Here is a 16377-nt window from a genome sequence, read left to right as displayed (position 1 = left end):
TTAAATATTTATTTAGAATGGTTGTATAAAAAATAAACTGCTTAAAAAAGATATTAAGCAGTTTATTCAAATTTATTCTACTTTCATTAATTCACCACAAGCTACAGGTCTCATTGCATCACCAGGCACACCATGTAATACTATTACTTTTTCGTCTAGTGCTGTTAGTGCAGATTTTTGGCTCTCATCCAATGTAAATACTCTATTATATAAATAAGTACCAGAACCATTAGGTGTAGGAAAATCTCCATCCATCATCCTTAAAGGCAGCTGAATTCCCCCATAGAAAGGAGCACCTTCAGCAACAGAGATAATATTATCATCTCCGGAGGCTGATTCTGGAGGACAGATTGCATCGGTGGTTGTACCGCCACCTGCAAGCATCCTAGGTTCTTCTGCAGTAAATCCATGAATATGTTGTGCGTGTTGCATTCCGGTAGCCATATTCATCGCTAGAATACTTACCTCTAATGTAGAACCTTCAAGACTTGCTGCTGCTAATGCCACAGCTCCCGAATTATTTATCCCCTTAAGACAAGTTTTATATGTCATTTTATTATCCCGAGGATCATCAAAAATAGGTGGGTTATCGTTCTGATCACATCCTTCAAAGAAGTGGAAATATTCAAGATTATCATCGCCATCAAAGAAAGTTCTCACCTCTTCATCGGTAAGGATCGCAGTTCTGATCACTTCTTCAGTAGCATCATAGTTATCGCCATCAAGTATGGTAATCTCTATACGATATTCATCAGTTTCGTTTGGATCATCTGGAAGAACTATACAAAGTGGATCTGCCTGATACTCTCCATTCACTAAAGTAGCTTCTCTAGTAAGATCTGTATAAATTTGCACTTCGTTATTGCCGTCATTATCTACCGTCCATACGTTTAAGCTATATGAAGCGACATAGTGTCTACCTGAAGGTGGACAGAAATTTCCGAAAACACAGAATTGGATAAGCTCTTTTTCTTCAATATCAAAGAAAACATATCCATATTCATTAACCATACGACGATCAAAACATAACACCTCTATATCGATGTAAGGTTTGGTTCCAGGGCTAACTTCAAATTCATAATCCAGTGGATTATCTACATATCCATCAAACTGGCCTTCTTCTGATTCTACTGGAGCAATCCAAATAAGATTACCATATTCATCACTGAAATATGGATCATCGTCTGAACCACCTGAGGTGTCACCATCATAGACTCTAAAACCTGTTAAAGTAACGGTAGTAGTACTATTACTGGGAACAGGTATACGTAATTCTTCAGAATAATCTGTGAAATAGCCATTTTCGTCAGATAAGATATCCACCTCTACCGTTTTGGAAACATCCCCGTAAGAAAATTCGATTACTGCCAAAGCGGGTTCCGCATCTGAACAGTCGGGAACTTGCCCAAAGTGAGCTTTTGATGTAGCTCTACTATTGTTTAGGTCATTTAATACAGCTCCAAATGTGAGAACCGCAGATTCTGGTGAAGCTGCGGGATCCTGCAACTCACTGTTCTCCTCTTTACTACATCCGGTTAAAAGAAGTGCAAAAACTGCACAAAATGCCAGATAATGATTAATTTTTTTCATAATTAAAAAGTTTTAGTTAATATAAATTTAGAATGGTCAATAAAATTCCTGTTCCGATCATGGTATGACTAAATCCACGAGGAAAATTTCTTTTGCTTTAAAATTTTTTGGATACCTGTTTGAAGGTAAAAGTGTTGGAGGTAGCTAAGTTTTCATAGTGTAAAAGTTTTGGTTAAAAATTAATATTTAGAATGGTTAATAATATATACTAACTCCCTTAGGGAGAAAAAATGTATCTAAAACAAAAAATAAAAGAATTGGGGGCTAAGTGTAGGTTCAATACAGAGGGGGGAGTTTCTGTATTGAATGGTGTAAATATATAAAAGAGTTTTATGAAATTGTATGGGGGAAATCCCCCATAATGAAGAATAAGCTCCTATTTAACAATGTTTTATGTATTCTTTAAGATATTGGAATATCGACCAGATTATGATTAATTGCATAGATAACGCTTTCCAGAATTGTCTCTGAGTTTGTTCTTTTAATGATATTAGACCTATGTTTTTCTATCGTTTTAGGTGAAATGAATAAAGCTTCAGAAATCTCTTTGGTTTTATACCCTTTACATAGCAAACTTATGATCTCCTTCTCCCTTTTAGTAAAACTAAATTCGGTTAATTCACTATTATCTTTAAAACATTTTTCCACCTGGGTAGCATGGCTTCCAATCTTTTTATCAATAAGATATTCTTCTCCTGAGAAATCTATACACATAATAAATTGATCCATTATATTCCGACTTAGCTTGGAAAAGCTAATCTTTGCATTTCTTAACTTATCATTATGAACTAATAATGATGTAGTTGTCACCGCTTTCATATGTTTTCCCCGCGTAAAATTTCTAAGACTGGTTTTTACTTTTGCTTTATTTTCAATATTTACCAGGTCAGTTAGTTTTAAACCTTCTGTCTTATCCAATTTGAACGTTTTTTTAAATGCGTCGTTCATGGCAATAATAGTATCCTGCTGAAGCAGTACTACCGGTTGCGCCATCAAATTAAATAATCCCAAAAAGCATTCATGCCAATAATTAAACTTCTTTGGATTATAGCTCTTTAATATTACGGACGTAATTTGTTCCAGATTCATTTGTTCCAAGAGATATTCATCTATGACAGATTTATACCTCTTTTTCATAACCAATAAATCCTCGTTGCTGCCATACACAATGAGAAAACTTTTAGTTAGAAAGTGTGTGGATTTAAAATTCTTTAGATTTCTAAAATCGGAAGCTTTGTTATAGGACGTTTTGTCAAAAAATATAATATCGGGCAGGAGGTTTAGCGCGATATTAAAAGCTACATGAATAGATTTTTCTGAGGTAATTTCAAAATTTGCGTTTACCCTATTTGTAATTTCATTTACGAAGGTTTGATTGTTACTTACAATTAAGAGTTGTCTTTTTTCCATATTCAATCTGCATTAATTTTTTTTAATATTTTACGAATACAAAGAATTGTATTCCAGCCATCACATATGGTGCTTAATTTCAAAAAAAGATTGGGGAAAGAATATTTTTTGGATAATCAAATATAGGGGATTCCACCTATTTTTTGTAAAAATACCAGTAATATTATCCTCACAAAGAGTTACCTACTTACCAGTTAAAAGATGCATTTTAAGGCTTTAAAATCATTCCTTAACTTTTTGTTTTGTAACAGGATTTTTCTGTCTTCATACTTTAATAGCCGTATTGCGCTAAAATTTACAGCTATCTTAACATCAGTAGATTGCCAATGGCTTTCTAAATATTAATACAATAAGTAACTTTGCCACCTTGAAAAAATTTATGGCAAAAACTGAAGATAAAATCGAAGTACTCGGAGCACGGGTTCACAATCTAAAAAACATTGATGTTAATATACCAAGAGAAAAACTGGTGGTCATTACAGGACTCTCAGGCTCAGGGAAGTCATCTCTTGCTTTTGATACTATCTATGCTGAAGGCCAGCGACGATATATTGAAACCTTTTCAGCATACGCTCGTCAATTTTTAGGTAGTCTGGAAAGGCCAGATGTAGATAAAATTGAAGGCCTCTCACCGGTGATCGCTATAGAGCAGAAAACTACTTCAAAGAATCCGCGTAGTACCGTAGGCACCATTACCGAAATATATGATTTTCTTCGTCTTCTTTTTGCCAGGGGCGCAGAAGCCTACAGTTATAATACAGGTGAGAAGATGGTGAGTTATACCGATTCTCAGATCCAGGAACTCATCCTGGAAAATTTTAAAGGAAAAAAGGTGAGTATCCTGGCGCCGGTCATTAGAAGCCGAAAAGGACACTATCGCGAATTATTCGAACAGATCGCAAAACAGGGTTTTTTGAAAGTTCGAACAGACGAGGAAGTGGTGGATATCGAAAAGGGAATGAAGCTAGATCGCTATAAAACCCACGATATCGAGATCGTTATAGATAGATTAAAGATAGAAGATAAACCAGATTCAGATAAAAGACTTGTAGAAAGCATCAAAACAGCCATGTATCACGGCGATGACACTTTAATGATCCTGGAACAGGAAAGTGGCAATATTAGATATTTCAGCAGGAATCTTATGTGCCCCACTACCGGAATAAGCTATCCTAATCCAGAACCAAACAGTTTTTCATTCAACTCTCCCAAAGGAGCCTGTCCTAATTGCAACGGAATTGGCTCTCTTTATACGGTTAACACTAATAAAATTATCCCCGATCCTTCGAAATCTATAAAAGGCGGCGGTTTGGCACCTCACGGCCCCCAAAAGAAAAACTGGGTCTTTTCTCAGCTGGAATTGATTTCTGAAAGGTTTGAATTCAGTTTAAATGATCCAATAAATAAGGTTCCTGAAGAAGCTCTGGAAATGATCTTGTATGGTGGAAAAGAAAAATTTTCCCGTGAATCCAAAGCATTGGGAATCACCAGGGACTATAAAATAGATTTTGAAGGTGTCGCAACCTTTATAGAAACCACTTATCGTAATAATGATTCCACTTCTTTAAGAAGATGGGCCAAAGAATATATGGACAAAGTTATTTGTCCTGAATGTGAAGGTTCCAGATTGAAGAAAGAAGCTCTTTATTTTAGAGTGCATAATAAGAATATAGCCGAATTATCCCACCTGGACATTTCCGATCTTTATAATTGGTTCGATGGAATTGAAAAACAGTTAAGCGAAAAGCAACTTCAAATTGCCGAAGAAGTCATAAAAGAAATAAGGACAAGGCTCCAATTCTTACTAGATGTGGGTTTAACCTATCTTAACCTTAACCGCGGTTCCAAATCCCTTTCAGGGGGCGAAGCTCAGAGAATACGTCTGGCCACACAAATAGGTTCACAATTAGTCGGAGTTTTATACATCCTGGATGAACCAAGTATTGGGCTGCATCAACGGGATAATGAGAAACTCATAAACTCTCTGGAATCGCTTCGGGATATTGGAAATACCGTAATCGTGGTAGAACATGATAAGGATATGATTGAGCGTGCAGACCATGTGATAGATATTGGCCCCAGGGCCGGTAAACATGGTGGGGAGATCATTAGCGAAGGCCCTCCTGAAGAACTGATGAAACATGATACACTTACAGCTGATTATTTAAGTGGGAAAAGAGAAATCCCGGTTCCTAAAAAAAGACGAAAAGGAAATGGCAAGAAAATAGAACTTAAAGGAGCTACGGGAAACAACCTGAAAAAAGTAAATATCAGTATTCCCCTGGGGAAAATGATCGCAGTAACCGGAGTTTCCGGCAGTGGTAAATCCACATTGATCAATGAGACGCTCTACCCCATTATGAATGCGCATTATTTTAATGGGGTTAAAAAGCCCAAACCCTATAAAAGTATTAAAGGTTTAGATCATATTGATAAAGTGATCGATATCAACCAAAGTCCTATTGGTCGCACACCAAGATCCAATCCGGCGACTTATACAGGTGTGTTTTCAGAAATTCGAAGTCTTTTTGCCAAAACCCCGGAAGCATTAATACGTGGTTACAAGCCCGGTCGCTTTAGCTTCAATGTAAAAGGTGGAAGATGTGAAACCTGCCGAGGTGGCGGACTTAGAGTGATAGAAATGAATTTTCTACCCGATGTGTATGTGGAATGTGAAACCTGCCAGGGAAAACGCTTCAATCGCGAAACGCTTGAAATAAGGTACAAAGGCAAATCTATTGCCGATATTCTTGAAATGACTATTGATGAAGCCACACCCTTCTTTGAAAATATTCCGAAGATTTATAGAAAATTAAAAACCATTCAGGATGTTGGCCTTGGATATATTAGTTTAGGACAGCAGTCCACTACCCTATCTGGTGGGGAGGCACAGCGAATTAAACTGGCCACTGAACTTTCAAAAAGGGATACCGGAAATACTTTCTATATCTTAGACGAGCCTACAACAGGTTTACATTTTGAAGATATCAGAGTGCTAATGGATGTGCTGAATACGCTTACCAACAAAGGGAATACTGTGTTGATTATTGAACATAATATGGATGTTATTAAAATGGCAGACTACATTATTGATATAGGCTATGAAGGCGGAAAAGGGGGCGGTGAAGTAGTTGCCACGGGAACTCCGGAAGAAATTATTAAAAATAAAAAAAGCTATACAGCACAATTCCTGAAAAAGGAATTAAACTAACCAAAATTATGAAGACACATAGTAGTAATAAGGCCTGGAACGAAATAAAAACCAACGATTCGTGGGCGATCTTTAAGATCATGGGCGAATTCGTGAACGGATACGAAAAATTAAGCCAAATAGGCCCCTGTGTATCCATTTTTGGATCGGCCAGGACCAAGCCAGATATGAAATACTATAAACTGGCAGAAAGGGTTGCCAAGAAAATCGTTGATCATGGCTATGGAGTGATCACCGGTGGTGGTCCTGGAATTATGGAAGCAGGAAATAAAGGCGCCCATCTTGCCGGAGGTACTTCTGTGGGGCTAAATATCGATTTACCTTTTGAGCAGCACGATAATCCTTATATAGACAATGACAAAAGCCTTGATTTTGATTATTTCTTTGTAAGAAAAGTGATGTTTGTAAAATATTCTCAGGGTTTTGTGGTAATGCCAGGAGGGTTTGGAACCCTGGACGAACTTTTTGAAGCGATAACGCTTATCCAAACACATAAAATAGACAAATTTCCAATAATTCTGGTCGGTAGAGAATTCTGGGGAGGCCTTGTAGACTGGATTAAAACTACTTTGTTAGATAGCTTTAAGAATATAAGCGAAGCAGATATAGATCTGGTTCAGGTGGTAGATACCGAAGATGAAGTCATTGAAATCCTGGATCAATTCTATGATGAATATAACCTTAGTCCTAATTTCTAGTTAATAGGTTTATTGAAGGTATTAAAGTTTGTTTATATTTAGCCCTGATTGCTTATCAGTACTAAACCTATTGCTAGTTGAAAAACCCTTCGTTATTCCTGATCTTTTTCGTTTGCTCAGGTTGGCTTTCTGCACAGAATGTCATCAATGTGAACGCACGCCTTATTGACAGCCTTCACACTATAGAAATAGATCAGGAAATTACCTTCGTTAATACCGAAGAAAGGGAACTGGTAAGTCTCTACCTTAATGACTGGAATAATGCTTTTAGTTCCAAAACTTCTCCCCTTGCAAAACGTTTTGCTGAAGATTTTGCCAGGCGTTTTCATTTTGCCAAAGACAGGGAGCGAGGCTACACCAGCATTAATTCCGTAGAAAAAAAATTAGGGAACAGTCTGGAATGGGACAGACCCGGGAATGTAGTGGATCTTTTGCGCATTAAACTGGACGAACCATTAGCTCCGGGAGATTCTATTACGCTGAACTTAAGTTATAATATTAAAGTACCCGATGATAAATTCACCCGCTACGGAAGGGACGATGAGGGTAATTATAAATTAAGATACTGGTACATGGTGCCTGCACCGCTGGATAATGGCTGGAAACTGTATAGCCACAAAGATCTTGGCCTTCAATATGTAAAACCGCATAAAATAAATATTTCAATAGATATTCCTACTGAATTTTATGCTGCTTCAGGTCTCAACCTATTGAAGACCCAGACGCGTCAGGGTTACAAGACCATTACTTTTTCTGGCGATGAACGGGTAGATACCAAGATGTACCTTACAAAATCTTTTATTTTTGAATCTATCAAAGCCAATTCCAACCAGGTTATTACCAATATAGAAGATGAGGATATTGCATTTGAGGTCAAAAATAGCCTTCTGGAAAGAACATTCGATTTTTTGCACCAAAGACTTGGTAAATACCCTCACAGGAACATCTTTGTGACCCAGGAAGATTATTTAAACAGCCCCATATATGGGCTGAATCAACTTCCCGGTTTTATTCGGCCTTTCCCAGACGGATTTCAATACGATATCAAACTTTTTAAAACCATCACCAGGAATTATCTCGACAATACTATATTTATTAATCCACGATCGGAAAAATGGGTGACAGATGCCATTATGGTTTCTCTAATGATGGATTATGTAGATGAGTATTACCCGAAAATGAAACTCATTGGCAACCTTAGTGACATAATTGGAATAAGATGGTTTCACGCAGCAGATCTGGAATTTAATGACCAGTACCAGTTCCTCTATATGAATGTGGCCAGGATGAACATAGATCAGCCTCTTACCACGAGCCAGGATTCTTTGGTGAAGTTCAATAAAAATATAGCCAATGCTTATAAGGCAGGAGTTGGAATAAAATATCTGGAAGAATTCCTGGGTGATGAATCTGTTAAAAAATCTATTTCTGAATTTTATACAGAGTACAAATTGAAGCCGGTGAATGAGAAGGATTTTGTTCGGCTGCTTCAGAAAAATGCTGAAAAAGATATATCCTGGTTCTATGAAGAATATGTTGGAACCAATAAAAAAATAGATTTTAAAATCACCAATGTAGATAAACTCCACGACTCCCTTAAAGTTACTATCAAAAATCTAAGGGATAACGACATGCCCATAAGCCTATATGGCCTTAATGACGGAAAGGTAGTTTACAAACAATGGGTTGAAAAAGTAAGGGATACTAAAAGCGTTAAAATACCTAATAATGATATTGAACGCCTGGCGTTAAATTATGAACAGGAAATTCCGGAATTCAACCAAAGGAATAATTATGAAGGGGTAACAAAATTATTTGACAAACCTCTACAGTTTCGGCTTTTTCAGGATGTGGAAGATCCCAGGTATAACCAGATATTTTTTATGCCGGAATTTGAATATAACCTCTATGACGGTGTTTCCATTGGGCCTAAATTATATAATAAAACAGTTCTAAGTAAGACTTTTAATTTTTCCATATCTCCCAAATACGGCTTTACCAGTAAAACCTTTGTAGGTTCCGCTTCATTTTATAACGCGCATCAGTTTGAGAACAAAGACCTCAACTTGATTTATTATGGAATTGGAGGATCGCGTTTTTCATATGGCTACAACCTATTTTATGAGAAGTTTACTCCATTTCTGGTATTTTCTTTTCGAAACTCCTATTTAAGGAGTAACGAAAGACAACGGCTTTCCATAAGGAATATAAATGTTAAGCGTGATCAAAATCCGGAAGACCCTTTGCTATTCCCAGATTATAACGTCCTTAACGTTAATTACAGCTATAGCAATCCTAATTTCTTAAAGCACCTCACCGCATCTTTAGATTACCAGCTTTCAGATAAGTTCAGTAAAGTTTCAGTAACTGCGGAATACAGAAAGTTATTCACCAATAACAGGCAAATAAACCTAAGGTTTTTTGGTGGTACTTTTTTATATAACGACGTGAGGTCCAACGATTACTTTAGTTTTGCCTTAGACCGACCCACCGATTACTTATTTGATTATAATTATTACGGCCGTAGCCAGGGAAGCGGATTATTTAGTCAGCAGATTATCGTAGCTGAAGGAGGTTTTAAGTCCCAGCTTCAGCCGGAGTATGCGAATGAATGGATAACCACGGTAAATGCCAGCACGAATATCTGGAATTGGATCTACGCTTATGGCGATGTGGGAATAGTAAAAAACAAAGGCGATAATGGTAAATTTTTATACGATTCTGGTATACGGCTAAGCCTGGTACAGGATTATTTTGAAGTTTTTTTCCCTGTTTATTCAAATTTGGGCTGGGAAATAACAGAACCCGATTACGACCAGAGAATTCGTTTTATTGTAGCCCTGGATATTAGTACATTAATTAGATTGTTCACCCGGCGCTGGTATTAATATGGATATAAAAAAGATTAAAACATCTGTAGGTTAATTTCAGTATTATCAATAAATTCTTAATAGAGGCGTGATTAATTCTAAAATAAATAATAAATAAAGGTTAAAATTCCATTATTATCAATTTTTGCCGAAAAATTTGAATTGTATTTAATCATAGTTTTCGCTACATTTGTTTTCATTCAAAACAATGTTCATGCAAAGCGAAACACAAACTGAAAATTCTATTTCATTTGATGAATTCAAGTCTCAGGTTCTTGAAGACTATAAAATTGCTGTAACCAGCAGGGAATGTAGCTTATTGGGACGAAGAGAAGTACTTACCGGAAAGGCGAAATTTGGGATATTTGGAGATGGAAAGGAAGTACCACAGTTAGCAATGGCCAAAGCCTTTAAAAATGGGGATTTTAGATCTGGTTATTATCGTGATCAAACCTTTATGATGGCGATCAATGAACTTACTCCTGAACAATTCTTCGCAGGTTTATATGCCGATACTAATATTGAAAATGAACCAATGTCTGGTGGCCGCCAGATGGGAGGTCATTTTATGACACATAGCCTTGATGAAAAAGGAGAATGGAAAAACCTGATGGAACAGAAAAATTCCAGTGCAGATATTTCTCCAACTGCCGGGCAAATGCCAAGATTACTCGGTTTAGCACAAGCTTCAAAAATCTACCGAAATGTAGATGGAATTCAGGCTGAAAAGTTTTCTGATAACGGAAATGAGGTTGCCTGGGGAACCATAGGAAATGCGAGTACCAGTGAAGGTCATTTTTGGGAAACGATCAACGCTGCCGGAGTTTTGCAGGTACCAATGGTTATGAACGTGTGGGATGATGAATATGGAATTTCAGTTCACGCAAAACATCAGACTACAAAAGAAAATATCTCAGAGATCCTTAAAGGATTTCAGAGAGATAGAGATAATGAAGGATTTGAAATCCTTGTGGTGGAAGGATGGAATTATCCTGCACTTGTAGATGCTTACGAAAAGGCATCACAAATCGCCAGAAAAGAACACTGTCCGGTTCTTATTCATGTGATTGAGTTAACACAACCCCAGGGACATTCAACTTCCGGATCTCATGAAAGATATAAATCTGAAGAAAGGCTCAAGTGGGAAAAGGAGCATGATTGCAACCTGAAATTCAGGGAATGGATGATAGAGAATGATTTCGCGACTTCAGAGCAATTGGATGAATTGGAAAAGGAGATTAAAAAAGAAATTAGAGGCGCGAAACATAAAGCCTGGACCGCATATTTAAAGCCAGCACTCAAAAAGCAAAAGGAACTTGTAAAGCTGCTTGAAAATGCTGCCCAGGCAAGTTCAAATGCTAATTTCATCAATGCTATAAAAAAAGAGGTTGCTGGCAATAAGGAGCCCTTTAAAAAAGATCTGGTGTCTGCTGCCAGGAAAACATTACGATTTTTAATAGGCTCAGAAAGTACTGAAAAGAACGACATTCTTAACTGGTTAAACGACTTTTCTGAACAGGCTTATGATGATTATGCATCCCATTTATATATAAAGGAAGATACACAAGTCGAAGTACTTCCAACCTATGAGGACAATGCTGAAGAGGTAGATGCTCGAATTATTCTAAGAGATAACTTTGATGCTATCTTCAATAAATACCCACAGACCCTCATATTTGGAGAGGATTCTGGAGAAATTGGAGACGTAAACCAGGGACTGGAAGGTCTTCAGAAAAAATATGGAAAATTTAGAGTTTCCGATACCGGGATTAGGGAAGCAACTATATTAGGCCAGGGAATTGGAATGTCCATGCGGGGTCTAAGACCTATCGCCGAGATTCAATATCTTGATTACGTGATGTATTGCTTACAGGGCATGAGCGATGATCTTGCTACTGTTCATTATCGCACAAAAGGAAAACAAAAAGCACCGCTAATCGTTAGAACGAGAGGACATCGGTTAGAAGGTATATGGCATAGTGGATCGCAAATGGGTGGCATGTTGAATCTCCTACGCGGAATGTATGTCCTTGTTCCGAGGAATATGACCAAAGCCGCCGGATTCTATAATAATTTATTGGAACTTGATACCCCGGCGATGGTTATTGAATGCCTAAATGGATATCGTTTAAAAGAAAAACTTCCTACCAACCTGGGAGAATTGAAAACACCAATTGGAGTTACTGAAACGGTAAAAGAAGGTAATGATATCACGCTGGTTTCTTATGGTTCCACTTTGCGAATTGTGGAAGAAGTGGCCAGAGAATTAAATGAAGTTGATATCGATGCAGAAGTTATAGATGTTCAATCCTTGCTTCCATTTGATATTAACCATGATATTGTGAAGAGTGTTGAAAAAACAAACCGGCTATTAGTTATAGACGAAGATGTGCCCGGAGGTGCTTCAGCATATATCCTTCAAAAAATACTCGACGAACAAAATGCTTACAGGTTCTTAGACAGCAAGCCGCAAACACTTACTGCAAAAGAACATAGACCCGCTTATGGAACCGATGGAGATTATTTTTCAAAACCATCTGCTGAAGATATCTTTGAAAAGATTTATGCGATTATGCATGAGTCCAATCCCTCTAAATATCCAAAACTTAGGTAATACATTTAATATTTTAAGAATAAGAAGCTGGCCTTTAGTTGAAAAACATAAATGTCAGCTTTCTTTTTTGGAAATATTTAACCCATACTTACCATTTCTTTTGTCTTTTCAAAAAACACAAAACGTATCTTTAAGTCTTTTAATTTTGGAATTATGGATACACAAGGGAAGATAGATATGGTGGTTAAGAAACATGAAGCCACAGGGAAGTACATTACAGTAAGAGGGATTAAAACCTTTCTACTGGACTCCGGGAGCGGGGAAGCTATTGTATGTATACATGGAGTTCCCACTTCCTCATATCTCTATAGGAAAATGGTTCCCTCTATCGCTGCAAAAGGATTTCGAGGTATTGCTATAGATTTACCCGGCCTTGGGCTGTCGGAAAGACCGGAAAATTTCAACTATAAATTTTCAAATTTCGGAGATTTCATGGCTGAAGCACTTGAAGAACTTGGAATCGACAAATACCATTTAGTGGTGCACGATATTGGCGGACCAGTTGGATTTTCCTTAGCGGCTAAAAACCTTGAGAAAATATTATCGCTTACACTATTGAATACCATGGTTGATATCAAGAATTTCAAGAAACCGCTGGTCATGAGAGCTTTTGAAAAGAAAATTTTAGGTGAAGCAGAATTAAAATCGATCACTCATGCTACCTGGCCAATTATGTTTAGCAAAATGGGAGTGAACCACTCCTCCAGGGTTCCAGATGAAGAAATCAAAGCCTATGTAGATCTTTTAAAACGCGAAGACAATGGAAAAGCTTTTCTAAAAATAATGCGGAATTTCGAACAGACAGAAGAATTTCAAAAATTATGTGCCACCAGTTTTAAAAATGTAGATTATCCGGTACAGGCAATTTGGGGGGAAGATGACCCTGCGCTGAATATAGACCAGTATGGTGAGGACGTGAAAAAAATGACTGATGCTCAACAAATAATACCTTTATCTTCCAGACACTTCTTACAGGAAGAAGTGCCAGAAGAAATTGTAGAACATATCATTGAACAGGCAAAATCAGCCTATTAGGGAATCCATTTTTTATCGAAATTCGGCTTTCTTTTCTCCAGGAAAGCATCCCTTCCTTCTTTAGCCTCATCTGTCATATACGCCAGCCTCGTAACTTCGCCTGCAAAAACCTGCTGACCAACCATTCCATCATCGGTCATATTCATGGCAAATTTCAGCATTTTAATAGAAGTCGGGGATTTCTCCATAATTTCCTGAGCCCATTCATAAGCTGTATCTTCCAATTCTTCATGCGGAATAACAGCATTTACCATTCCCATTTCATAGGCTTCCTGGGCTGAATAATTTCTTCCTAAAAAGAAAATTTCTCGTGCTTTCTTTTGCCCCACCATTTTAGCCAGGTATGCTGAACCGTATCCCGCATCGAAACTGGTGACATCAGCATCTGTTTGTTTAAATATTGCATGTTCTTTGCTCGCCAGAGTAAGATCACAAACTACATGAAGACTATGCCCACCTCCTACAGCCCAACCTGGAACTACACAAATTACAGCTTTGGGCATGAATCTGATCAATCGCTGAACTTCCAGGATATTAAGTCTATGGTAACCATCTTCACCTACATAGCCCTGGTGACCTCTTGCTTTTTGATCTCCACCACTACAAAAAGCCCATTTCCCGTCTTTGGAAGAAGGTCCTTCTGCTGATAATAAGACTACTCCAATGGAAGTATCTTCATGGGCATCATGAAACGCATCTAAAAGCTCCGAAGTAGTTTTGGGACGAAAAGCATTTCTAACATCTGGTCTGTTAAAAGCAATTCTTGCAACGCCGTTAGACTTTTTATAGGTGATATCTTCGTATTCTTTTACTGTTTCCCAGTCAATTTTAGACATGATTTGTATTTTAATGTAAAAATAGAGCTTTCCTTTTATTTCAGAAAGCTGAATAAAAAGAGCTTTTGTAAGAGGTTATTTCATCAAGCTCAATTCGTTTAAGCTTTTGATTGAATTAATTTTTATGATCCTGAAATAATTCTGATATTTATCAAAACAGACTGACGTTTTCCAACTTTATAGACAACCTCTTCAGAAAATTAATTCATATATTTTGCCATTAACGGCTGAAGCTCCATCCCCCAGGCCTGGCCAATTTCCATTCCTTTTTTGGTAAGCTCAGGAGTTACAGCGACCATCTTTTCTCCTACTGGCGTAGCATAAAAAGCCAGTATTTTATCTAATTCGTCTTCAGTAAAACTTTCCGTATAGACGGCAGCCATTTTCGTGTAAAGTCCCTGTGTGCTTTCAGCAAGTTCTTTTTTAAAAGCCTCACGTTTTTCTTGCGGAACCATTTCGATAATGGGTTCAGTCATAATTTCAAATTGCTGACCGGCAGTTAATTTTATAAGCTTTACGGCTTTTTGCTCAAAACTAGTTGCCTCCTGCGCAACAGAAGGGATGCTAATTGCAAGAATACCGAGACAAAGGATAATTTTTTTCATAATCATAATAAAAATTGGTTTATATTCTTGTTCACTAAAATAAGCGTTTATTGGATTTCGGAAATTAAGACATTAATATTTTTTAAGTATTTTTTAATTTCAATGTGGAAAATCTATAGGTTTGCATTGTTTTTGATATTAATTCAAAAAAGGATTAAATGAAATTTCGGCTATTTTTATTACTCTTTCTATTTGGAACCTTCGTCCAGGCCCAGGAATATTGGGATCGCGAAGATTTTGAAATAAGGAACAGAAGTATTGATAATACCTGGAAAGAATTCAGTTTCAACTGGCAATCACAATCCAACTTCAATTTGCCAGACGGCTCTTTTTTACATCTAAAAGCTCATATTCAAGATGATCAGGTTGATATGCTCGCAGTGATAGACAAAATGAATAGAAATCGTGTTCAACAGGAAGTAGATCTTGGTTCTCCATTACCTCAGCGGAAAAAAGAAAAGAAAATCTTTGAAATTTCGGGTGAAGTAAGAACCAGGGATCAGGATGATATTTTTATGAATCCATATTATCCAACCTTTTTGAATAGTTATAATCAACGTGGATTTGGAGCCAGAAGGTACACCTCACCGTATAATTATAATTATTAATCTATTCTTCCCTTAAAAGAATACCATCGTCTTTAATATCTATAATTCGCTGCTTATAAAGTGTTCCCACAGCTTTTTTAAAACTCTTTTTACTCATTTGCAACCTATTCTTAATATCTTCAGGTGAAGATTTATCGGTTAAATCTAAAAAGCCACCGGCAGCATTCAATCTGTCTAAAATTTTCTGAGCATTAGGTTCTATACTTCTGTATCCGGGTCTTTGCAGCGTAATATCAATCTTATTGTCCTCCCTTATCTTTTTGACAAATCCTTTAATTTCGTCGCCAATATGTAAAGGCTTAAAAACTTCATCGTGATAAATAAGCCCCAGGTGAAGTTGATTGATGATCACATTAAAACCCAAATCTGTATGATTGCTTACCAGAAGATCAACCTCTTCAAAAGGTTTTACGGTCAACACCGAATTATCTAAAAATGAATGTACTTTGGAGGATGCTGCAAGTCTTTCTGTTTCGAGATCCAGATAACAAAAAACAAGATATCTTTCTCCTTTTTGCATTGGAATCACCTGCTCTTTGAAAGGAACAAAAAGGTGCTTTTCCAGTCCCCAATCCAAAAAAGCTCCAAATTTACTTACTTCTACACAGGTAAGATTTCCAAACTGGTCACGTTTTATCTTCGGTTTTAAGGTTGTTGCAACAGGCCGTTCTTGATGATCTAAGTAGACGAAAACATTAATTTTATCATGTACCATCCATGCTTCAGGCACATACTTATTGGGAAGCAAAACCTCATCTCCCTCATCATTTTCAAGGTAAATACCATGATCGGTCTCCCGGATAATTATTAATTCGTGAAATTCCCCTAATTGGATCATACTATAAATTTAGTCTGCAAAGATACTTTTTAATCAAACAAAAAAATCCGTTTTAAGGATAT

General features: G+C 37.0%; 11 protein-coding genes. 6 read left to right on the top strand and 5 right to left on the bottom strand.

What is annotated here, in order from left to right:
• Positions 1-72: 72 nt before the first annotated feature.
• Both Q1K34_RS13835 and Q1K34_RS13830 read right to left on the bottom strand, forming a co-directional pair.
• On the bottom strand, positions 73-1590 hold the full coding sequence (locus Q1K34_RS13835) for a hypothetical protein (RefSeq protein ID WP_300440016.1): 1518 nt from the start codon (positions 1588-1590) through the stop codon (positions 73-75).
• A gap of 402 nt (positions 1591-1992) precedes the next feature.
• Positions 1993-3000: a LuxR C-terminal-related transcriptional regulator gene (locus Q1K34_RS13830; protein ID WP_300440014.1), complete on the bottom strand. Its 1008-nt coding sequence runs from the start codon at positions 2998-3000 to the stop codon at positions 1993-1995.
• 379 nt (positions 3001-3379) lie between these two features.
• Between Q1K34_RS13830 and uvrA the strand changes: the two genes are divergently transcribed.
• The 5 genes from uvrA to Q1K34_RS13805 all read left to right on the top strand — a co-directional run bounded on the left by uvrA (position 3380) and on the right by Q1K34_RS13805 (position 13428).
• Complete coding sequence (gene uvrA / locus Q1K34_RS13825; RefSeq protein ID WP_300440011.1) at positions 3380-6211, top strand: excinuclease ABC subunit UvrA; 2832 nt, start codon at positions 3380-3382, stop codon at positions 6209-6211.
• Between the two features lie 8 nt (positions 6212-6219).
• Entirely contained in the window at positions 6220-6909 is a 690-nt protein-coding gene (locus tag Q1K34_RS13820) for a TIGR00730 family Rossman fold protein (RefSeq protein WP_300440009.1), read from the top strand.
• Between the two features lie 77 nt (positions 6910-6986).
• Positions 6987-9797, top strand: a complete 2811-nt coding sequence (locus tag Q1K34_RS13815) for a metalloprotease (protein WP_300440006.1) — start codon at positions 6987-6989, stop codon at positions 9795-9797.
• 196 nt (positions 9798-9993) lie between these two features.
• Positions 9994-12393, top strand: coding sequence for a thiamine pyrophosphate-dependent enzyme (locus Q1K34_RS13810; RefSeq protein ID WP_300440003.1), 2400 nt, complete (start codon positions 9994-9996; stop codon positions 12391-12393).
• Between the two features lie 153 nt (positions 12394-12546).
• On the top strand, positions 12547-13428 hold the full coding sequence (locus tag Q1K34_RS13805; RefSeq protein ID WP_300440000.1) for an alpha/beta hydrolase: 882 nt from the start codon (positions 12547-12549) through the stop codon (positions 13426-13428).
• Here the strand turns inward: Q1K34_RS13805 and Q1K34_RS13800 are convergent.
• Positions 13425-14264 (bottom strand): 1,4-dihydroxy-2-naphthoyl-CoA synthase, encoded by an 840-nt coding sequence (locus Q1K34_RS13800; protein ID WP_300439997.1) that lies wholly within the window; start codon positions 14262-14264, stop codon positions 13425-13427. The genes Q1K34_RS13805 and Q1K34_RS13800 overlap by 4 nt on opposite strands.
• 200 nt (positions 14265-14464) lie before the next feature.
• On the bottom strand, positions 14465-14869 hold the full coding sequence (locus tag Q1K34_RS13795) for a DUF2059 domain-containing protein (RefSeq protein ID WP_300439994.1): 405 nt from the start codon (positions 14867-14869) through the stop codon (positions 14465-14467).
• A gap of 158 nt (positions 14870-15027) precedes the next feature.
• On the opposite strand from Q1K34_RS13795, the gene Q1K34_RS13790 reads away from it, so the two are divergent.
• Positions 15028-15477 (top strand): hypothetical protein, encoded by a 450-nt coding sequence (locus tag Q1K34_RS13790; protein ID WP_300439991.1) that lies wholly within the window; start codon positions 15028-15030, stop codon positions 15475-15477.
• Position 15478: 1 nt separating this feature from the next.
• Here Q1K34_RS13790 and Q1K34_RS13785 read toward each other — a convergent pair whose 3' ends face one another.
• Complete coding sequence (locus Q1K34_RS13785; protein ID WP_300439989.1) at positions 15479-16315, bottom strand: S1-like domain-containing RNA-binding protein; 837 nt, start codon at positions 16313-16315, stop codon at positions 15479-15481.
• Between the last annotated feature and the right edge of the window lie 62 nt (positions 16316-16377).

This window comes from Christiangramia sp., from assembly GCF_029937855.1.
Lineage (GTDB): Bacteria > Bacteroidota > Bacteroidia > Flavobacteriales > Flavobacteriaceae > Christiangramia.
Note: the sequence above shows the minus strand (reverse complement) of the source record. Positions and strands in the feature narration are given on the sequence as shown.